Source organism: Aquipuribacter sp. SD81, from assembly GCF_037153975.1.
Classification (GTDB): domain Bacteria; phylum Actinomycetota; class Actinomycetes; order Actinomycetales; family JBBAYJ01; genus Aquipuribacter.
On the sequence record NZ_JBBAYJ010000024.1, the window covers coordinates 1 to 20121 of the forward strand.

General features: G+C 76.2%; 18 protein-coding genes and 1 tRNA gene. 5 read left to right on the forward strand and 14 right to left on the reverse strand.

Translation table 11 applies throughout. From position 1 onward, the window contains the following. Window positions 1-72: 72 nt before the first annotated feature. Window positions 73-145: transfer RNA gene (locus tag WAA21_RS14125), tRNA-Lys, on the reverse strand. A gap of 333 nt (window positions 146-478) precedes the next feature. Between WAA21_RS14125 and WAA21_RS14130 the strand changes: the two genes are divergently transcribed. The 3 genes from WAA21_RS14130 to WAA21_RS14140 are packed head-to-tail and all read left to right on the forward strand — an operon-like array spanning window position 479 to window position 2116. Continuing rightward, window positions 479-895: a hypothetical protein gene (locus tag WAA21_RS14130; protein ID WP_336923467.1), complete on the forward strand. Its 417-nt coding sequence runs from the start codon at window positions 479-481 to the stop codon at window positions 893-895. 3 nt (window positions 896-898) lie between these two features. After that, entirely contained in the window at window positions 899-1312 is a 414-nt protein-coding gene (gene hepT, locus WAA21_RS14135; protein WP_336923468.1) for a type VII toxin-antitoxin system HepT family RNase toxin, read from the forward strand. Window positions 1313-1348: 36 nt separating this feature from the next. Further along, complete coding sequence (locus WAA21_RS14140) at window positions 1349-2116, forward strand: hypothetical protein (RefSeq protein WP_336923469.1); 768 nt, start codon at window positions 1349-1351, stop codon at window positions 2114-2116. A gap of 21 nt (window positions 2117-2137) precedes the next feature. Here the strand turns inward: WAA21_RS14140 and WAA21_RS14145 are convergent, their stop codons facing one another. From WAA21_RS14145 to WAA21_RS14205, 13 genes are all read right to left on the reverse strand, one after another. After that, window positions 2138-2719 carry a hypothetical protein gene (locus tag WAA21_RS14145; RefSeq protein ID WP_336923470.1) on the reverse strand — a complete coding sequence of 194 codons (582 nt, stop codon included), beginning with the start codon at window positions 2717-2719 and terminating at the stop codon, window positions 2138-2140. Between the two features lie 193 nt (window positions 2720-2912). Then, window positions 2913-3830, reverse strand: a complete 918-nt coding sequence (locus WAA21_RS14150) for an HAD family hydrolase (protein ID WP_336923471.1) — start codon at window positions 3828-3830, stop codon at window positions 2913-2915. Further along, a complete protein-coding gene (locus WAA21_RS14155) occupies window positions 3827-4792 on the reverse strand; it encodes a formylglycine-generating enzyme family protein (protein ID WP_336923472.1) in 966 nt (321 codons plus the stop codon). Before WAA21_RS14155 ends, WAA21_RS14150 begins: the two co-directional genes overlap by 4 nt. Then, entirely contained in the window at window positions 4789-6279 is a 1491-nt protein-coding gene (locus tag WAA21_RS14160; RefSeq protein WP_336923473.1) for an arylsulfatase, read from the reverse strand. The genes WAA21_RS14155 and WAA21_RS14160 overlap by 4 nt, the downstream gene beginning before the upstream one ends. A gap of 221 nt (window positions 6280-6500) precedes the next feature. Then, the gene (locus WAA21_RS14165) at window positions 6501-7409 is read right to left on the reverse strand and encodes a Rieske (2Fe-2S) protein (protein WP_336923474.1); all 909 of its coding nucleotides are present in this window, start codon (window positions 7407-7409) and stop codon (window positions 6501-6503) included. A gap of 5 nt (window positions 7410-7414) precedes the next feature. Next, window positions 7415-8230: an aldo/keto reductase gene (locus WAA21_RS14170; RefSeq protein WP_336923475.1), complete on the reverse strand. Its 816-nt coding sequence runs from the start codon at window positions 8228-8230 to the stop codon at window positions 7415-7417. Then, window positions 8227-8406, reverse strand: coding sequence for a hypothetical protein (locus tag WAA21_RS14175; RefSeq protein WP_336923476.1), 180 nt, complete (start codon window positions 8404-8406; stop codon window positions 8227-8229). The genes WAA21_RS14170 and WAA21_RS14175 overlap by 4 nt, the downstream gene beginning before the upstream one ends. Window positions 8407-8566: 160 nt before the next feature. After that, window positions 8567-9985 carry an aminotransferase class I/II-fold pyridoxal phosphate-dependent enzyme gene (locus tag WAA21_RS14180; protein WP_336923477.1) on the reverse strand — a complete coding sequence of 473 codons (1419 nt, stop codon included), beginning with the start codon at window positions 9983-9985 and terminating at the stop codon, window positions 8567-8569. After that, window positions 9975-11123 (reverse strand): M20 family metallopeptidase, encoded by a 1149-nt coding sequence (locus tag WAA21_RS14185; RefSeq protein WP_336923478.1) that lies wholly within the window; start codon window positions 11121-11123, stop codon window positions 9975-9977. Before WAA21_RS14185 ends, WAA21_RS14180 begins: the two co-directional genes overlap by 11 nt. After that, complete coding sequence (locus tag WAA21_RS14190) at window positions 11116-11793, reverse strand: antibiotic biosynthesis monooxygenase (RefSeq protein WP_336923479.1); 678 nt, start codon at window positions 11791-11793, stop codon at window positions 11116-11118. The genes WAA21_RS14185 and WAA21_RS14190 overlap by 8 nt, the downstream gene beginning before the upstream one ends. Window positions 11794-11876: 83 nt before the next feature. Next, on the reverse strand, window positions 11877-12503 hold the full coding sequence (locus WAA21_RS14195) for an iron transporter (protein WP_336923480.1): 627 nt from the start codon (window positions 12501-12503) through the stop codon (window positions 11877-11879). Window positions 12504-12618: 115 nt separating this feature from the next. Then, window positions 12619-14343: an MFS transporter gene (locus tag WAA21_RS14200; RefSeq protein WP_336923481.1), complete on the reverse strand. Its 1725-nt coding sequence runs from the start codon at window positions 14341-14343 to the stop codon at window positions 12619-12621. Window positions 14344-14484: 141 nt separating this feature from the next. Next, window positions 14485-15981 (reverse strand): flavin-containing monooxygenase, encoded by a 1497-nt coding sequence (locus tag WAA21_RS14205; protein ID WP_336923482.1) that lies wholly within the window; start codon window positions 15979-15981, stop codon window positions 14485-14487. Between the two features lie 118 nt (window positions 15982-16099). Between WAA21_RS14205 and WAA21_RS14210 the strand changes: the two genes are divergently transcribed. Beyond that, window positions 16100-16975 carry an SDR family NAD(P)-dependent oxidoreductase gene (locus WAA21_RS14210; protein ID WP_336923483.1) on the forward strand — a complete coding sequence of 292 codons (876 nt, stop codon included), beginning with the start codon at window positions 16100-16102 and terminating at the stop codon, window positions 16973-16975. Between the two features lie 99 nt (window positions 16976-17074). Then, entirely contained in the window at window positions 17075-20080 is a 3006-nt protein-coding gene (locus WAA21_RS14215; protein WP_336923484.1) for a hypothetical protein, read from the forward strand. The last annotated feature ends 41 nt before the right edge of the window (window positions 20081-20121 follow it).

Here is a 20121-nt window from a genome sequence, read left to right on the forward strand (position 1 = left end):
AGCCGAAACACCGTCAACCATCACCCGACGACGAAACGTCAAGGATGAGGCGAAGGTGCACACACCGACCGGTGGGCCCCGTGGGGCTCGAACCCACAACCCGCGGATTAAAAGTCCGCTGCTCTGCCAGTTGAGCTAGAGGCCCCGGTGCGCGACCGCCCGCCCCAGGCTATGGCACGCCGACGCACCAGCGGGATGCGCGGGCGTCTGGGACGAACGGATCCCTTGGGGCCACGCGCGCGCGCCGGACCGTCCCAGCCTCATCGAGGGAGGGCTCCGCCGCGTGCCCGGCGAGCCGTCGCGCCCTCACGCGTCGTCGAGCTCCCGACGTGCGGCACGGGCGGTGGGACGGTGATGGTCGACCTCGGCGACCGCGAGTCGTTCTCGGAGGTGATGGACGACTGTCCTGGCCCGACCACGCGCGCCCGTGCCGCCGCGGTCCCGACCGGAGGCGGGCCGCCGTGGGACGATCGACTTCGTGATCGCCGGCCGGGACGACACCGAGGAGCGTGCGGCGCGCGCACTCCTCGACGCGGGGGCGCGCTTCGTCTTCGTGCACGGCAGTCGGGCCGGCACGCCAGGGTCCCCGGCCCCGCAGCCCCGCGAGGACAGCGACGTCGATCTCGCCGCCTGGTGGGGTGTCGATGCCCCGGACCCGTGGACACCCGCCCTGCCGCCCGGCGTCGACCTGCTGGTGCTCGACTCGGCCCCGTTGTGGCTCGCCGGCCGGGTCGCCACGCACGGCCGCCTCCTCGCCACCGCCGACGCCGCCGCCGAAGCCGAACGGGTCAGGTGGCAGGTCGACGTGCTCCTGCGGTGGTCCGACGAGCGACCCGGCCTGCTGCAGCGGTACGAGGTGCGGCGCCGCCAGCTCGCGGAGCGGGCGGGCGGCTGAGGCGTGGTCGACCAGGAGCGTGTGGAACGGCTGCTCGACCGGCTCGCGCGGGACGCGGCTGGGTTGCGGGCACTCACGCGACGCGACCTGCTGCACGACGAGACGGCGCTGCGAGCAGCCAAGTACGATCTCGTGGTCCTCGCCGAGGGCGCGGTGCGGGTGGCGCACCACCTCGTGCTGAGCCAGGGCTGGCCGGTGGCGGAGACCGGCGGGGAGGCCCTTCGGCGGCTGGCCGCGGAGGGCGTCGTACCGCCGGCGCTGGCCGAGCGTCTCGCGCGTGCGGTGGGATTGCGCAACCTGCTCGTTCACCGGTACGACGACGTCGACGACACCCGCGTCGTGACGGAGCTCCGCGACGTGTCGGCGTTCGACGACTTCGCCGCCCACGTGGCGGCCTGGCTGCCCACGGCTCGTTGAGCGGCGCACCCCGGCGCCGTCCGCCATGATCGGGGGATGGGTCGACCCGACGGTGGGGACGCTGCCACGGCGCCGTGGCACGCGGCGGCGGACGAGGCTGCGCGGACGATCACGGCCGACCGCGGGGTGTCCGACCCCTGCTCGGTGACCGAGGAGGACGGTCGGCTCGTCGTGCGCTACGGCAGCGCCCGCGTCCCGCTCGGCCCCGACGGCGACGTCGCCGACCCCGCCGCGCTCCACGCCGCGCTCGACCGGTGGGTGGCGTGGGAGCGCGAGGACGGTCCGGGCCGCTGGCTGCCGCGCGACGACGCCGACCTGCACGAGCGCCGCCGGCTCGTCGAGGAGAGCGTCGCCGCCTACCGCGAGGCGGCGTCCCTGCTGGCGGCCGACCTCGCCCGCACCCTCGGCGAGATGACCGTGTGGACCGTCGTCCCGGCCGAGCACGTCACCGAACGCCCGGACGCGCCGCAGCCCGGACGCCCGCCCGTGCCGACCATCCAGGTCGCCGTCGAGACCCTCGGCGGCAGCGGCGTGCTGGGTGTCGAGCCGCTCGCGGACCCGGCCCTCGGACCCGCCGCCGTCGCCCTGCTCGCCGCTTCGGCCGACCACCTCGGCGAGATCGTCCACGGCAGGTGGCCGACGTGCCCCGACCACGGGACACAGCTCGCGCCGGTCGCCGCCGCGGGACGCGTGTCGTGGGTCTGCGCGGACGGCGGTCACGTCGTGGCGGAGCTGGGCCGGCTGCGAGAGGACGACGTCGTCCCGACGGGCGCCGCGTCCGACCCGGGCGGCCCGGCCGGCTGACGCCGGTGGCCACCGGGCGGCTCACCAGTTCGGGACCACCGTGCTCTCGACATGCGCGACCCGCAGACCGTCGGGCGTCCGCAGCACCCGGAACAGCGTGATCTGCTCCGACCCGCCGTAGGACGCGCGCTGGGCGGCGACGGAGGTCGACGGGTCGAGCACGGCCACGACCGGGTCGCCCTCGGCGTCCTCCGGCCCGGTGCCCCGCAACCAGCGCTCGAGGGCGACCTCCGTGGTCCGGCTGTGCAGCGGGCGCCCGTGCACCACGGCGTCCGCGGTGCCGAGCTCGCGCAGCGTCTCGACGTCGCCCCGGACGAAGGCCGCGTCCCACTGCCGCAGCAGCGAGACCACCTCCTCCCGCTGCGGGGCCTTCTCGTCGGCACCGGTGGGAGGTGCGACGGCGGCCAGCCCGACGACGAGGCCGGCGAGGGCGGACACGGCACCTACGGCGAGGGTCGTCGCGCCGGGGCGCGTTCGCCGGCCACCGCCCCGCACGGTGCCGTCCGCGCCGTCGGCCGGCCCGCCCGAGATCCCCGCATCGACGACCCCTGTGCCCGCATCCGTGGCCGCCTTGCCCGTCCCCGTGCTGCCCCTGCCGCTCATCGTCGACCTCCTCGCCGTCCCGACCCGCGTCAGTCTCGGCAGCGTTCGGGACGGACGGAATAGGTCATGCGGCGTATCTGCCGGGAAGGGAGGCGCGCGCACGCGAGCAGCAGGGCGCCTGTAGCCGGCGCGTGGCCGACCGGAGCGGCGGCGTGGGACGAGGGCCGTGGTGGCGGTACGGCCTGTGGGGAGCTCACGCCCCGACGAGCACCCGGTCCCAGTCCCGCGCGACGCTCACCGTGGTCCACCCGCACCGCCTCGCCGTCGTCCCGATCGGCTCGGCGGCGTGGAAGGAGCCCGCCTCGGAGGTGTACGCGGCCTCGCGCTCGGCGTCGTCGTGCTCCACGAGCAGCGCGAGCGACGGGCCGCCCGCCGAACCGGCCCACTGCAGCAGCTCGGTGTCCCCGGGGGAGTTCCCCGCCGCGAGCGCCGGGGCGCGCCCGAGCACCCGCTGGGTGTTCGTCACCTTCGCCTCGCCCTCGTTGACGCCGCCCGCGTCGACCTCCGCCGTCCGGCGCAGGCCCGGTCGCCCGGTGTCGTCCCGCGCGAAGCGGTAGCCGATCTGCGAGCCGACGACCGACTGCGGCGGCACGCCGAACAGGTCGAGGCTGACCGCGCGCACGAACTCCGCGCCGCCACCGGTGACGAGGGCGACGTCGAAGCCGTGCGCCCGCAGCTCGTCGAGCAGCTCGAGCATCGGCGCGTAGCGGAGGTCCCGGTACGGCACGCCGCGCTCGGGCTGGGTGCGAACGGCGAAGAACTCCCGCACCCGCGCGGTGAAGTCCTGCGGGCTCAGTCCCTCGCACAGCTCGACGAGCGCCGCGGCGACCCGCGGCAGACCGAGGTCCGCCAGCGCGGCGTCGTCGTGCTCGAGGACCGCGCGCAGCTCGGGCCGCTCGCGCAGCCCCGGCCGGGACCGCAGGGCCCCGTCGAGCTGGTCGAGGAAGAAGTCGAGCTGCACGTAGCGGGGCCGCTCGCACCACAGGGTGCCGTCGACGTCGAGCACCGCGAGCCGGTCCTCGACCGGCAGCGCCGCGCTGTCGGCGAGGAAACGCAGCACCGCGTCGCGGGCCGCACCCTCCCGCCACGACGGCAGCCGGTGCTCGCTCACGCGCCCGCCGTCGCGACCTGCCCGCCGTCCGGCCGGCGGACGGTGCGGAAGCCGATGTGGCTCATGCCGGTGTCGACCATCTGCGGGCGGCGCGCGGCCGGGCGGTAGCGCAGGCAGTAGGAGTCCGCGCAGAGGAACGACCCGCCCTTGATGACCCGGCGGGGCACGGCGAACTGCGGCTGGGCGGGGTCGAGGCTCGCCTGCTCGGCCGGTCCGCGCGGGTCGCTCGGTACGCAGCACGCCGACCCGGCCGGCTCGGGGTGCCGGGCGGCGTAGAAGTCGCTCGTCCACTCCCACACGTTCCCGGCCATGTCGAACAGCCCGTAGCCGTTGGGAGGGAAGGAGCCGACGGGCGCGGTGCCCGCGAAGCCGTCGGACCGGTCGTTGCGCCACGGGAAGTCGCCCTGCCAGAAGTTCGCGAGGTACTCCCCGTCCGGCACCGCCTCGTCGCCCCACACGAAGTCCGCGCCGTCCAGGCCGCCGCGCGCCGCGTGCTCCCACTCCGCCTCGCTCGGCAGGTCGAGCCCGGCCCAGGCCACGTACGCGGCCGCGTCCTCGAACGCGACCTGCACGACCGGATGCTCGTCGCGGTCGGCCAGGTCGCTGCCGGGGCCCTCCGGGTGCTGCCAGCAGGCGCCCGGCGTCCACGTCCACCACTGGCTGAGGTGCCGTAGGTCGACCGGTCCGGGCGTCATGGTGAACACGAGCGAACCGGGCACGAGGTTCTCCGGCGGCGCCCCGGGGAAGTCGGCGGGGTCCAGCGGGCGCTCCGCGACGGTGACGTAGCCGGTGTCGGCGACGAACTCGCGGTACTGCCGGTTGGTGACCGTCGTGGCGGACACCTCGAGGTCGCCGACCCGCACCGGGTGCGCCGGTCCCTCCTCCGGGTAGTGACGGTCCGAGCCCATCCGGAACTGCCCGCCGGGCACCTGGACCAGCGTCGCCGTGCCGACGGCGCTCACGAGCTGGGCAGGCCCGCCTGGAGCTTCGCGAGCATCTTGCCGACGGTGAAGCTCGACGACTCCTGACGGGGCGGGAACTCCTGCAGCGTGCTCGCCAGCCGCATGACGAAGGCCTGCGCGGGGACGACGAGGAACGCGTGGCTCAGCACCCAGTCGTAGTACGTGTTCGACGTGACGTCGGCCCGCTCGAACGGGTCCGTGCGCAGGTTGAAGATCTTCGGCACGCGCAGCTCGGTGAACGGCTCCGCCCACACCCGCAGGGTTCCGGTGGCGCGCTGCTCGAGGAAGACGATCTTCCAGTTGTCGAACCGCATGGCCATGAGGTCGCCGTCGTCGGAGACGTAGAAGAACGAGTCGCGGGCGCTCGTCGCCGACGCGCCCGACAGGTAGTCGGTCTGGTCGTTGCCGTCGAGGTGCACGCGGTACTCGCGGCCGGCGAGGGAGTGCCCCTGCTTGAGGTCGTCGACGATGCCCGGCGCCCCGGCGGCCCGCAGCAGCGTGGGGAACCAGTCGGCGTGGCTCACGATGTCGGTGAGGACGGTGCCGGGCTCGACGGTCCCCGGCCAGCGGACGAGCGACGGCACCCGGAACGCGCCCTCCCAGCACGAGTTCTTCTCGTTGCGGAACGGCGTCATGGCGGCGTCGGGCCACGTGTTCATGTGGGGGCCGTTGTCGGTGCTGTAGAGCACGATCGTGTCCTCGGCGATCCCCAGCTCGTCGAGCACGCCGAGCATGTCCCCGATCCGCTTGTCGTGCTCGACCATCGCGTCGTGGTACTCCGACTGCCACCGGCCCGCCTGCCCGCGGATGGAGTCCTTGATGTGGGTGCGGAAGTGCATGCCGGTCGTGTTGAACCACAGGAAGAACGGCGTCTCGGACTCGTGCGCGTCGCGGATGAAGCGCTGCGCGTGCGGGACGACCTCCTCGTCGATGGTCTCCATGCGCTTCCTCGTGAGCGGGCCGGTGTCCTCCACGCGCCCGTCCGACCAGCTGTGGATGACGCCTCGTGGGCCGAACCGCTCGCGGAAGTCGGGGAAGTGCTCGGGGTCCGGGTAGTCCGGGTCCTCCGGCTCCTCCTCGGCGTTGAGGTGGTAGAGGTTGCCGAAGAACTCGTCGAAGCCGTGCGCCGTCGGCAGGAACTCGTCGCGGTCCCCGAAGTGGTTCTTGCCGAACTGCCCGGTCGTGTACCCCTGCTCCTTGAGCGCCGTCGCGATGGTCGGGTCCTCCGGTCGCAGCCCGATGTCGGCCCCCGGCATGCCCACCTTGGTGAGCCCCGTCCGGTAGGGGTTCTGCCCGGTGATGAAGGCCGCGCGTCCGGCCGTGCACGACTGCTCGCCGTAGTAGTCGGTGAAGCGCGCTCCCTCCTCGGCGATGCGGTCGATGTTCGGGGTGCGGTAGCCCATGAGGCCGTCGGAGTAGCAGCTGAGGTTCGTGATGCCGATGTCGTCGCCCCACAGCACGAGGATGTTCGGTCGTCCACCGGGCACGGGCTGCTCCTCTCGCCTCCGGGCAGCCGGGTCGGCGCCCGGGACGGACGCTAGGAGCCGCCGTCGCGACAGCGCCTCACCCCCGCGGGGTGAGCGCGGCGAGCGAGGGATGCCAGCCGCACCGTCCCCTCACGGGCGTCCGGTGCCCTGGCCCTGGTCCCGCGTCGCCAGGAGCTCGACCACACGCCGGCCGCCCACCTCGACCAGCAGTCGACAGCCCCTCAGCTGGCCGCCACCCCCGGCAGCGTCACGACCCGCGCCCGTACCCGGCCGTCGTGCTCCTCGACGTGGAACAGCGGCTGCGGCGCCGTCGCCGGCCCGGCGACGGGCTCGCCGTCGGTGGTGAAGGTGCTGCCGTGCCACGGGCACACAAGGCACACCTGCCCGTCGCGTTCCACAACCTCGCCGTCCGAGAGCGGCGCCGCGAGGTGGCTGCAGCGGTCGGCCATCGCGTGCAGGCGGCCCGCGACGCGCAGGACCACGGCGTCGACCCCGCCGGCGCGCGCCCGCGTCGGTCGCCGCTCGACGAAGTCCGCGGAGGCCCCGAGGTCGACCCAGTCCTCCGGCCCCGTGTGGGTGACGTCCTCGACGTGGTTCACCCCGGCCGCCCACCGGTAGGCGAGGTGGCCTCCCACGGCCGCCCCGAGGCCGCTGAGCACGAGCGTGGCGAACGACGCCGCGTCCGCGCCGTCGGACCCGCGCAGCGGGTGACGGAGGCGTCGGACCACCGCGACGAGGGCGGAGGCGGTCGCTGCCGTGGTGAGCGCGGCGTGCACCAGACCCGTGCGCTGCTGGTCCTCGTGCAGCTCCGCCCAGTCGGTGAGCCCCGACGCCGCGCTCGGGAGCGCCGCAGCCGTGCCGGTCGCCAGCAGCATCGTCGACGCGGCGCGTGCGCCGGGCCGGGCGGCGCGCGGCAGGGTGCGGGCGAAGGCGTCGACGAGGGCGGCGGAGGTGTAGCAGCCCACGGCGAGCTGCGCCGGGACCGGGTGCAGGGCGTGGCCCAGCCACGCGCCGTGCAGCACCCGGCGGAGACCCTCCGGTGCGGCCTGCACGACGTCGCGGACGGGCGCGGCGACCCGGTCGAGCGCGGTCCACGTCGAGGGGGCGTCGAGCAGGCGTCGCAGCAGCACGCCCCTCACCGGCCGGCCCGGTCGACGCCGTCCGTCGCGAGCCCGTCGAGGTCGCGGACCTCGTCGTCGGTGAGCTCGAAGCCGAAGACGTCGGCGTTCGCCCGGATCCGCTCCGGCGTCACCGACTTGGGGATGACGACGACGCCGTGCTGCAGGTGCCAGCGCAGCACGACCTGGGGGGCGCTCACATCGTGCGCCTCGGCGACCCGGGCCAGGACGGGGTCGGCGAGGTCGGTCGCCTTGAAGGGGCTGTAGCCCTCGACGACGACACCGCGGTCGCGGTGGTGGGCGAGCACGGCGGGGTCGTGGAGGGCCGGCGACCACTTGACCTGGTTGACCGCCGGCGCCTGCCCGGACGCCGTCACGAGCTCGTCGACCTGCTCGGGGCTGTAGTTGCTGACGCCGACGGCCCGCACCAGGCCGTCCTCGCGCGCCGCGAGCAGCCGCTCCCAGGTCTCCGGGCTCGCCTGCCCACCCGGCGGGGCGTGGACGAGCCAGAGGTCGACCGCGTCGACGTCGAGGGCCCGGAGGCTGTCGTCGAGCACCTCGCGGGCGTCGGCCGCCCGGGACGGCGGCAGCTTGGTCGTGAGGAAGACCTCCTCGCGGGGGACGGCGGAGTCCGCGACGGCGCGGCCGACGTCGGCCTCGTTGCCGTACATCGTCGCGGTGTCGACGTGCCGGTAGCCGAGGTCGAGGGCCGTCCGGACGGCTCGGTACACCTCCTCGCCCGAGGCCTGCCACGTGCCGAGCCCGAGCAGGGGCATCTCGACCCCGCGGGGCAGCGTGACCGTGGACGAGGCGGGCGTGGGGCCGGTGGTCATGCCGCCACCCTCACCCCCGTCGGGCGTGGCCGCACGCGCTCGCGCGGCGGCGGCCGCCCGCCTCCACCGTGGATGAGCAGCGGCGGGCCGCGTACCACCACGTGCCGGCCCGCCTGCACCTTCTCGGACAGCACGGACAGCTCGGCCTCGCGGCCGACGAATGGGTGGGACAGCACCCCTCCTCCTTGTCGGGTCGTGCCGACCGGAGGTCGCGGTCCACCTACTCAGTCCGGCACCTGCGAGGTCGACCCGCTGCCACCGCCGCCGTGACGCCGTGACGTCGTGACGTCGCGCGCCGGAGCCGCTGACGTCGTCCGTCCGCCCGGGGGCGAGGGCTCAGCGCACGACGCGCAGCGTCGCGAGCGACGGGTCGGCGGCGTACGCGACGCGGACGCCGGCCGCGCGCGCCTGCCGGAGCGCGTCGACGACCTCGGCGGTGACGGTCTCACCCGGCGCGAGGACCGGGATCCCGGGCGGGTAGGGCGCGACGAGCTCCGCGCTGGTGCGCCCGACGGACGCGGCGACGTCGACCGGCTCGGACGCGGCGAAGAACGCCTCGCGCGGGGACACGGCCTGCACGGGTTCGACGCGATACGCCGCCGGTCCGGCGACGGGTCGCGCGGGGCCCCGGCGCCGTTCGAGGGACCGAACGAGGACGTCGACGAGCGCACCGACCGACGCCCCGGTGTCCGCGAGCGACACGACCGCGACGAGCACGTCTCGATCCGCGGACTCCACGGGCAGGCCCGCGGCGAGCAGGTCCTGCTCCACGGCGTTGCCGTCCGCGCCGGTCCCGGCGAGCACGAGCGTGAGCTTGAGCGGGTCGACCGCCTCACCGTCGAGCACCGCGAGCCCCGGCACCTGCCGCAGCCGTTCCCGCGCCCGCCGCACCACCGCGACCGCCTCGCCGAGGAGGTGCTCGCCGTCGCGGGCGAGCAGCGCGCGGGCCGCGTCGGTGCTCGCGAGCACCGCCCCGGCCGGGCTGGTCGTCGCGGTCGCCTCCACGCCGGCGTCGAGGCGCGCGGCGTCGACCCGGTCGAGGCGGGCGAGGACGAGGGCGGCCTGGCTCCACGCCGGCAGCGTCTTGTGCGCGCTCGTCACGACGACGTCGGCGCCGAGCTGCAGCGCGTGTCGCGGCAGCGCGGGGTGGAAGCCGAAGTGCGCGGCCCACGCGGCGTCCACCACGAGCGGCACGTCGTGCTCGTGCGCCGCCTCCGCGAGCCCCGCGACGTCACCGACGGTGCCGACGTACGAGGGGTCGCCGACCACGACCGCCCGCGCGTCCGGGTGCGTGTGTAGGGCCGCCCGGACCGTCGCCGGCGCCACCCCGAGCGGGAGCCCGGTCGTGGTGTCGACCTCCGGTCGCACCCACACCGGGGTGAGACCGGCGAGCACGAGGCCGAGCAGCATCGAGCGGTGCAGGGTGCGGCTCACCACGACGCGGTCGCCGTCGCCGGCCAGCGCGAGCGCGACGGCCTGGTTGGCGTGCGTCGCGCCGCCGGTGGAGAACCGGCACACGTCCGCGCCCCACAGCCGCGCCGCGCGCGCCTCGGCGCCGGCGAGCACCCCGGCCGTCAGCTTCATCGTGTCGAGCCCCGCGTACAGCGGGACGTCGCCCGCGACCACGTCGCCGACGAGGTCGTGGCGCTGCTTGTGCCCCGGGATGGTGAAGGGCGTCGGGGCGTCCTCGTGGAAGCGCAGCCACGCGTCGAGCAGCGGGGCGTCGCCGCGCAGGGCCCGCGGGTCAGTCGGCACGTGCCGGGCCTCCCGACAGCACCTCGACGAGCGCGCGGGCGAACCGTCGGACCTGCCGCAGGTCGACCCACTCGTCGACGGCGTGCAGCCCGCCGCCGGACGGCCCGCACACGAGCGTCGGGCAGACGGCCTGCCACAGCGGCGCCTCGAGCCAGTACGGCGCGTCGAACGTCGCGCCGGTGCCGAGGGACGCGCCGAGCCGCGCCGCGAGGTCGGCGGCCGGGCCGTCGGTGTCGAGCGACCAGCCGTCCCGGTGCATGACGGTCTCCGCGCTCGCCCGCCACGCGGGGTCGAGCAGGCCGCGGACGACGTCGAGCGCCGTGGCGGCGTCCTGCTCGGCGGTCGTGCGCAGCTCGACGAGGCACTCCGCCGCGTCCGGCACGACGAACGGTGACGTGCCGCCCCGGGCGACGGTCACCATGAGGTCGCCGCCGGCCGCGCGGACCGCCGCGGCGCGCTCCTCGACCGCGACGAGCAGCCGCCCGAGGTGCGCGACGGCGTTGACCCCCTGCTCGGCCTGGGAGCTGTGCGCGGCCCGGCCGGGCAGCGCGACCCGCACGACCGCGAAGCCGCGCACCGACCGGCAGAGGGCGAGGTCCGTCGGCTCCGCGACGAGGCAGACGGCGGGGTGGACGCCGAGGTCCGGCAGCGCCCGGACGACGGCCTCGCTGCCGAGGCTCGCGTCCTCCTCGTCGGCGACGAGTGCGAGGACCGGCCGCACCGGCGCGCCGGCGGCGACCAGCGCCTCGGCCGCGACGACGAGCCCGGCGACGCCGCCCTTCATGTCCGCCGCCCCGCGCGCGTGCAGACGGTCGCCGTCGACCCGGGCGGCGAACGGCTCGGCCATCCCCTCGACCCCGACGGTGTCGAGGTGGCCGTTGAGCACGAGCGTCGGGCCGGCCGGCGGGCCCGACGGCACGGCGACGAGGCTCGGCCGGTCGGCGTCGCCCGGGGCCGGCACGACGGTCGTGGCGAACCCGGACCGCTGCAGGCGCGCCGCGAGGAGGTCGACGACCTCCCGCTCCCCGGCCGCCCCCGGGACCAGGCCGGGGTTGACCGAGTCGACGCCCACGAGCTCGGTGAGCAGGCGGACCGCCTCGTCGCCGGGGTCGGGGACCGCGCCGCTGCCCTCAGCCACGGACGGAGTCCGCTGCACCGTGGTCGAGCCCGCCGAGCGACCCACGGCTCGACACGACCGCGCACCGCAGCGACGCGCTGACCCCGACGAGGCGCGCGTCGGCCTGCCGGGCCACGGCGGCGGTGTGCGGGCGCGAGCCCGTGTACGCCCAGTGCAGCCCGGCGGCGAGGTCGCGCCACACCGACAGGACGACCACCGGTCCGATGCTCGTCGTCCCCGTGGGGGAGTGGACGAGGGTCAGCAGGTGGCCGGGCGCCCGGGCGAGGTCCCGTCCGACGTGCTGGAAGCGCCGGGCGAACTCCCGCTCGCGGCCCTCGTCAGCGCTGCTGCCCGCGACCGTGACGAGGGCGACGGCACCGGCCGGCGCGGGACCGGCGACGAGCCCGTCGAAGGGGCGCGCGCCCCCCGCCATGACGACGTCGCCGTGGGACGACCTCACGTCGAGCACCGCGTGCCAGCGCTCGACGCCCGCGGTGACCGGCGGGCCGGTCAGCGCGTCGTCCTCGTGCCGCCAGATCGCGAGGACCGACCGGACGCGCCCGTCAGGGTCCGGCACCCGGGACCGGCCGTCGCTGCTGCGACCCGCCTGCCACCAGGTCGCCCCGACCGGCTCCCACGGCACCACCGCGGCCGGCGGGTCCGGGCGCAGGACGGTGCACGTCAGGAGCACGCCGCACCACCCACGCGGTCATCGTGTCGCTCGCCCTCGCCGACGCGCCAGCCGGCGTGCGGGCGCGTCCCGCCCCCCCCGGGTCAGCCGGCGAAGGCCGTCGGCTCCCCGCGCGGCGTGGCGTCGGGGCTCGGCTTCGTGCCGGGCTCGAACTCCACGTCCGCGAACGTCACCTCGACCGGGTCGGCGTATCGCCTGCCGTTGACCGGGTCGTGGCGCATCCACGCCGGCGGCTCGATCCGCACCCGCACGGTGAACGGGCCCGCGGAGGGGATGCGCGCGTTGAAGCCGTAGTGGTGGAGGAACGGGTGCCACAGGAACGGTGCGGGGTGCGTGAACAGCTCGCGGTCCCCGTCGAGCACGGTGACGGTCACGTCGAGACCGGGCACGAAGCGTCCGTCGGCACCGTCCGCGACGGCGACCTCGAGGTGGGCGTTCGCCTCCTCCGGCGCCTCCCGCCACTCCAGCCCACCGCCGTCGGCGGGCGCGTACATCCCCTCGGCCTGCTCGTTGACGAACGCGACGACGTAGTTCCCGGCCCGTGCGGTGACGGCGCCGTCCTCCGCGGCCATGGCCTCCAGGGCCTCGCCGTAGGCGTCGCCCTGCGTGCGGGCGACGTCGAGCTGGTCCGGCTCCGCCTCGTTGCTCTCCCGCATGGGCGGGCGCTCGGCGGGGGTGGTCGCGTCCTGCACGACGTGGGCGTCGGCCATGGCTGCCTCCTCGTTCGTCTGTCGGTGCCACGCCACTCCTGCCCGGTGGCCCCCGCGGCAAACGGGTGCGGCGTGGGCCTGCCTCACCGGCTCGTGACGGCCCGGCGCCGACGGGTCAGGCCGCCAGCCGCCGTGCGACGACGGACTCGGCCGCGGTCCGCGCCGCCGAGTGACCGCTGACCGCCTGCAGGAAGTCCTCACGCGACAGGGTGCGGACGACGGTGTCCTCGAGCGCGGTCACGGTGGCCGTCCGGGGGACGTCCCGCAGCAGGCCGATCTCGCCGAAGTACTCCCCGGGGCCCTCGGTGCGCAGCACCCGCTCGCCCTGACGGACCTCGACCAGACCGGACTCGACGACGTAGAAGAGCTCGGAGGTCTCCCCCTCGCGCAGCAGGACCTCGCCGACCCCGAAGCGCATGTGACCCAGGGCCCGGGCCAGCTGGTCGGTCGTCGCCGGGTCGAGGGGCGCGAAGAGGTCGACGGAGCGGAGCAGGTCCAGGCCCGGCGGCGCGGTCATGGTCCGGTCCAGCCGGACCATGGTCGGCAGGGAGAGCAGCGCGACCAGCGCCACGGGCGCGGCGAGGACCGCCAGGCCGACCCGCAGCCCCAGCTCGAGCGCGAACGGCATGAGGAAGGCGCCGAGCGCCATCGTGCCGATCACGCACGACTCCAGGGCACCGAAGACGCGGCCGAGCATCCGGTCGGGGGTGAGGCGCTGGAAGATGGTGTCCACGTTGACGTCGACGAGCGGGTTGGCGAGACCGAGCAGGGCCACGGCGAGGAAGCAGACCGCCGCCACCGGCCACACGCTGATGAGCAGGAGCGGGGCGGACCACAGCACGACCCCCACGACCATGTCCCGGCCCAGGGTCTCCTTGCCGGCCCGCGAGATGGCGACGAACCCACCGAGGACGGACCCGATCCCGATCACCGCGTTGAGGGCGCCGAGCCCTCCCTCCTCGGAGCCGAGCACCTCGGCCGCGAGCACGACGAGGAAGACCGGGGACGCCCCCGCGACCAGGGTCTGCAGCGCCACCTGCACCGTGGACAGCAGGAGCGCTCGGTCCCGCCGGATCGCGGCGAAGCCCGCCATGGTCTCGGCCAGGAAGGTCTCCTTCGCCGCAGCTGCCTCTTCGGTGGTCGCGGAGGCGCCGGCCGGACCGGGGTCGGCCGCCGCGTCGCTCCCGGTCGTCGCCTCCGGCCGCGAGGGCACCGTCACGCGGCTGACGAGGGCCAGGGACCACAGGAACGTGAGGACGTTGAACCACAGCACGACGGGGACGTCGAGGACGACGAGCAGCCCGGCGGCGAGCGCCGGACCGGCGAAGGCCGCCGTGCTGTCGATGGTGCTGTGCACGCCGTTGGCGGCCGTGAGCTGGGCCGGGGTCGCCGCGAGGGACGGCAGGAGAGCCCGCTGGGCGATGAGGAACGGCGAGCTGAGCAGCGAGGCGAGCGTCGACAGCACGAGCACCGAGAGCAGCGGCGCACCGGAGGCCACGAGCACCGCGACGGCCGCGACGAGCAGCGCCCTGACGGCGTCCGTCGCCATCATGAGCCGACGCCGCGGCCAGCGGTCCGCGAGCAGCGCCCCCAGTGGTGCCGTCAGCGCGCCCAGGAGGAAGCGCACCCCCACCCAGACGCCGACGACGTGCGCGCCCGACTGCTGGAAGACCCACACCAGGATGGCCGTCGCGTACGCCCAGTCGCCGATGGCGGAGCCGAGGAAGGCCAGCTGCACGCGCCGCAGGTCGCGGTTGCCCGCCACCGCCTTCAGGACGGCCCAGCGACCACCCGGACGTCCGTCCGCGCCGGGGTCCTCGACGGCTGTCGTCGCGACCATGCGCACCCCCGGTTCTCCCCGAGCGACGCCGTGCGGGATGGGCGCGGCGCCCGCAGCGTAGTGACCTGGGGTTCCGCCTGTCTGTCGCTCAGCGGACAGTTCCTGACGGCGCTCCCGTCCCGCCGGCGCCCAGCCGCTGGCTCAGCAGCCGTCGACGTCGGCCGTGACCGGCACGAGGCTCCGCCCGGGCCGCGCGAGCAGCGTCGCCGGGGCGTCGAGCAGGTAGTTGTGCCGCACGCGCCACGGCGTCCGGTCGCCCTGGTGCGGGAACGCGTCGATCGAGCGCCGCACGTAGCCGGACGTGAGCCCGAGCAGCGGCTGCCGTCGCAGGCCCGTCGGGTCCCGCGGCACGACCGCGTCGTACCCGCGCCGGTCGGCCCACGCGAGCACGCGGCACACGACCCGGTGGCTGAGGTCCGCCCGCAGCGTCCACGACGCGTTCACGTAGCCGATGCAGAAGGCGAGGTTCGGCAGCCCGGTCACCATGGTGCCGTTCCACACCAGCTGCTCCGACAGGTCGACCTCGACGCCGTCGACCCGCGGGGCGAGACCGCCGAGGGCGAGCAGCCGCAGCCCCGTCGCGGTGACGAGGACGTCGGCGGGCAGCACGCGGCCGGACACCAGCTCGACTCCGTCCGGCAGGACCCGCCGGATGCGGTCGGTCACCACGTCCGCCCGCGCCGAGCGCACCGCGGCGAACAGGTCGCCGTCGGGCACCCAGCACAGCCGCTGGTCCCAGGGGTCGTAGCGCGGGGTGAAGTGGTCCGCCACCAGTCCTGTGTCGCCCCCGAGCGCCCGCGCCGCCAGCCCCCGCAGGAGCCGTCCCGCCGCGCGCGGGAACCGGCGCGCGAACCCGTACGACACGACCTGCCGCACCACGTTGCGGGCGCGCGCCACCCGCTGCGCCGCGCGTACCGGCACGACCCGCCGCAGCCGGTCGACGGTGCGGTCCGTCCCCGGCACCGCCGCCACCCAGCTGGGCGAGCGCTGCAGCATGGTGACGTGGGCCGCCCCGTGCTCGTCGCGCAGCAGCGCCGGCACGAGGCTCACGGCCGTCGCGCCGGACCCGACGACCACGACCCGCCGGCCGCGGACGTCGAGGCCGTCGGGCCACGCCTGCGGGTGCACGACCGGCCCCGCGAAGTCGGCGAGGCCGTCGATGTCGGGGTCGTGGGGGTGCTCGTAGTCGTAGTAGCCGGTGCACGCGTAGAGGAAGCCGCACGTCATCCGGTGCTCCACGCCGGTCCGCGGGTCGGTGACGGTGAGCCTCCAGCGCGCCATCGCGGTGTCGAAGTCGGCGGCCACGACCCGGCGCGAGAAGCGGACGAGCGGGGTGACGCCGAGCGCGTCGGCGGACTCCGCCACGTACTCGCGGATCGACGCGCCGTCGGCGAGCGCCCGGTCGGACCGCCACGGCCGGAACGGGTACCCGAGCGTGAGCATGTCGGAGTCCGAGCGCACGCCGGGGTAGCGGAACAGGTCCCACGTGCCGCCGAGCGCCTCCCGCGCCTCGAGCACGACGACGGACCGGCCCGGGTGCGCCGTCCGCAGCCGGTGCGCGGCACCGACCCCGGAGAGCCCCGCCCCGACGACCACGACGTCGGCGTGCTCGGTGCCGCCCCCGCTCGTCCGGCGCATGCCCCCAGTGTGACCCCACAGCCCGTCACACCTCCTGCCTGCGAGCGGGCGCCACCCGGGGTGCACGATGGCCGCACGCCGTCCGACGGCGCCCCGCCCACCGCCCCGGAGGTCGCCCGTGCCCCTGCCGCCGTTCCGCTTCGACGGTGCCCACGCCGTGGTCACCGGGGCCGCGAGCGGCATCGGCGAGCAGCTGGCCCACCGCCTCGCGGACCGCGGGGCGCACCTGCTGCTCGTCGACGTCGACGCCGAGCGGCTCGCCGCCGTCGCCGACCACGTGGCGCGGGGGCGCGACGTGACCGTGCGCACGGAGGTCGCCGACCTCGCCGACCGGGACGCCGTCGACGCGCTCGCGGCCCGTGTGCTCGGCCTGTGGCCGCGCGTCGACCTGCTCGTCAACAACGCGGGCGTCGCCGTGGGTGGACGGTTCACCGACCTGACCGCGGCCGAGTTCGACCGGGTCATCGCCGTCAACTTCGCGGCGCCGGTCGCGCTGTGCCGCGGGCTCCTCTGCGGCGGCGCGCTCGGCCGTGGTGCACACGTCGTCAACGTGTCGAGCGTGTTCGGGCTCCTCGCCCCGCCCGGGCAGTCGGCGTACGCGGCGAGCAAGTTCGCGCTGCGCGGCTTCACCGAGGCGCTGCGCCACGAGCTCGAGCCCCTCGGCGTCGGGGTGACCAGCGTCCACCCGGGCGGGGTCCGCACCCGGATCGCCGCGAGCGCGCGCCCGGCGACCGCCCTCGACCCGCGTCAGGCCGCCGAGGACCTCGCCGCCTTCGAGCGGCTGCTCACCTACCCGCCGGAGCGTGCGGCGACGCGCATCCTCGACGGCGTGCGCCGTCGCCGGGGTCGCGTGCTCGTCGCGCCGTCGGCGGTGGCGGGCGACCTGCTCGTGCGGCTGCTGCCGGGCCGGTACTGGGACGTGGTGCGTCGGCTCGTGCCCGCGGCCGGTCGCGCGACCGGCCGCGCTCCGGAGGCCGCCGGCCCGGAGGGCTGAGCCGCGCACAGGGCCGGCCGGAGCGGACGCGGATGCGCCGGGGGAGTGCAGTGCGGCGCCCACGGTCCCGCGCGGACCCCCGGGTGCCGATGCGCAGGCATGACCCCCTCGCCGTCGGTGCGCCGTCACCGTGCTCCGCTCGGCCGCTCGCACGTCGTCGCCGCACTCGGCGTCCTCCTCGCGGTCGGCCTCGGTGCTCCGCCGGCCGCCGGACCCGCCGAGGACGCGGTGGCCGTCGCCGGCCACGACCTCGCCGGCCACGACCACGCCGCCCACGAGCACGCCGCCCACGAGCACGCCGCCATCGACCACGCGGCCGCGGACGGCGGGTGCCACGGCGAGTGGGTCGACCTCGGCCCGGGCATCCCGCCGGCGTGCGCCCACGCCGACCCGCCGCCGCCCGGCGTCGACGTCACCGCTCCCGTCAGCACCGCCGAGGCGCTGTCCCGCGACGGCGCCGGCGAGGCGGCCGTCGAGGCGGCCGACGGTCTCGGTGCCCCCTCCCCGGTGGAGGTGGCGACGACGAGCACGGTGACGTGCGACGGGGACGGCACGTCCGGGTACCGCACGCAGGCGATGTACGTCGTCGAGGTGGGCACGGCCAACCGGTACGCCGCCCTGCTGCCGTCGCTGCGTACGTGGGCCGCCGGGGTCGGCACGGTCCTCAACCGGTCGGCGGCGCTCACCGGCGGCGTCCGCGACGTGCGCTTCGTGCACGAACCCGGCACGGCCGACTGCCAGCCCGTCGTCCTCAACGTCACCGTGCCGGCGGGCGCCCTCGCGAGCTTCGACTCGAGCATCCGGGCGCTGCAGGCGCAGGGCTACACCGACCCCACCCGCAAGTACCTCATGTGGACCGACGCGACCGTCCTGTGCGGTGTCGCGACCATGTACCCCGACGACCGGGCAGGTCAGGACAACGCCAACAACGGCCGCTACGCGCAGTACGCCCGCACCGACGCCGGGTGCTGGGGCCGCTCCGACCACTCGACCGAGGCGCACGAGCTCGTCCACACCCTCGGGGCCGTGCAGTCCACGGCACCGCACCGCTCCGCCGCCGGTCACTGCACCGACGAGTACGACCTCATGTGCTACCGCGACGGGTCGGTCGTGCTCACCTACCCCTGCCCGCCGGAGAACGAGCCGCTCCTCGACTGCGGCTCCGACGACTACTTCTCCACCTTCCCGGTGGCCGGGTCCTACCTCGACACGCGGTGGAACGCCGCCGACAGCCGCTTCCTCGTCGGCGGCGGCGACGGCACGGACGGCGGCCAGGCGGGCCTGCCGACGAGGCTCGGCGTCTCGGTGCAGGCCAACGGCCCCGCCGTCCCGGGCCTGCCGACGCAGGCCTCCACCACGCTGCAGCTGCCCGAGGGCCGGACCGCGGGCGTGCAGTGGAAGAGCTCGCGCGCCGACTGCGTACTCGGCACCCCGACCGAGGTGCAGACGACGGTGACGTGCCCGGCCGCCACCACGACCGCCGTCACCCTCACCGTCCTCGCCACCGACAGCACCGGGCAGACGGCCACCGCCGCGACCCCCCTCACCTTCGCGACGGGCGCGCGCCGGGCGGTGACCGTGGAGGTCGACGTCGCCGGGGGCACCGGCACGCACACCGGCTGCGCGGGGGCGCCCACGCCCGTGACGGCGACGGTCCGCGACGCCGGGTCCGGGCTGCCCGTGCTCGGCGTGGGTACCGACGTGCTCCGGCGCACGGCGACGACGACGGCCGTGGCCGCCGGCACGGGCACCACGAAGGCGGCGGGGTCCGTCACCGTCCGGCCCGCGCTCGCCGACGGTCAGCTCTTCGGGGCCCGCACGCGCGCGGCCGGGCCGTTCGACCCCGCCCCCGCGCCCGCGGAGGTGCTCGTGCGCGCCGCGGCGTGCACGGCGGCCGTCACCCTGCAGGCCCCCGCCACGGCGGCGTGGGCGGGCGACACCCTCTCGCTGTCCGGCACCGCGGTGCGGACCACGTCGACCGGGGTGTCCAGCCCCGTCGCCAACGGCAGCGTGAGCCTGCTGCAGACGCAGGCCGGCTCCACCACGCCGCGGACGATCGGCACCGTCCGCACCGACGCCGACGGCGCCTGGACGGCGAGCCCCGTCCTGCTCGCCTCCGGCCCGGTGCGCGCCCGGCTGGCCGCGGGCCCGGGCAACCCGGTCGCGGAGTCCGCGCCGGTCGCGCTCACCGTCACCCCGAGCGTCACGCGCCTCGCCGCCACCGCGAGCAGCGCCCGCACCCTCTACGGCCGCACCGTCACGGTGTCCGGAACCCTGCAGCGCGACGAGGGCGGCGAGCTCAGCCCTCTCGCGTCCTCCCGCGTGCAGGTGGGGGTCGTGAGGGCCGGTACGACCACGCTCACCTCCCTCGGCACCGCCACGACCAGCGCGACGGGCACGTGGTCGCTCGCGGTGAAGCCGCTGGTCAGCGGGACGCTCGTCGCGACCTCCGCGGCCACGCCCGCGCAGCCGGCCGCCCGCACCGAGGTCGGCCCCGTCGAGGTGACGAGCTGGGCGACGGCCACCACCCTGACGACGTCGACGGCCGCCGTCGCCCAGGGCGGCACCGTCACGGCGACGGGCCGCGTGACCCGCACGGGCGACGGTGCCACGCAGGCCGCCCCGTCGCTGCCCGTCAAGGTGTTCCTGCGCCCCGCGACCGGGAGCGCCGAGGTGCTCGTCGGCTCGGGCACCACCCGGGCGGACGGCACCTTCACCGTCGCGGCGCGCCCGAAGGAGAACGGCGCGCTCGTGGCCCGCGTGGTCGCCGTCCCGGGCCACCAGGACTCCGTGAGCGCCGCGAGCGCGGTGGCGGTCGCGGCCGGGGTGACGGCCGTGCCGAGCACCCGCTCGCCCCGGGTCGGGGTCGCCTTCACCGTCAGGACGGCCGTCACGGTCCCGCAGGCCGCGACGGTCCGTCTCGAGCGCTCCGTCGCGGGGGGAGCGTGGACGCAGGTCCAGCAGACCACCACCGGTCCGACCGGGACCGCCACCTTCACGGTGACGGCGGGGTCCACCGGTGCGGTGTCGTACCGGGTGCGCGTGGACGCCACCGCGCGCAACACCGCGGCGACGAGCACCGCGGCGGCGCTGACGGTGGGCTGAGCGCACGCCGGTGGACACCGGCGGGTGGGAGGCGGGGGCCC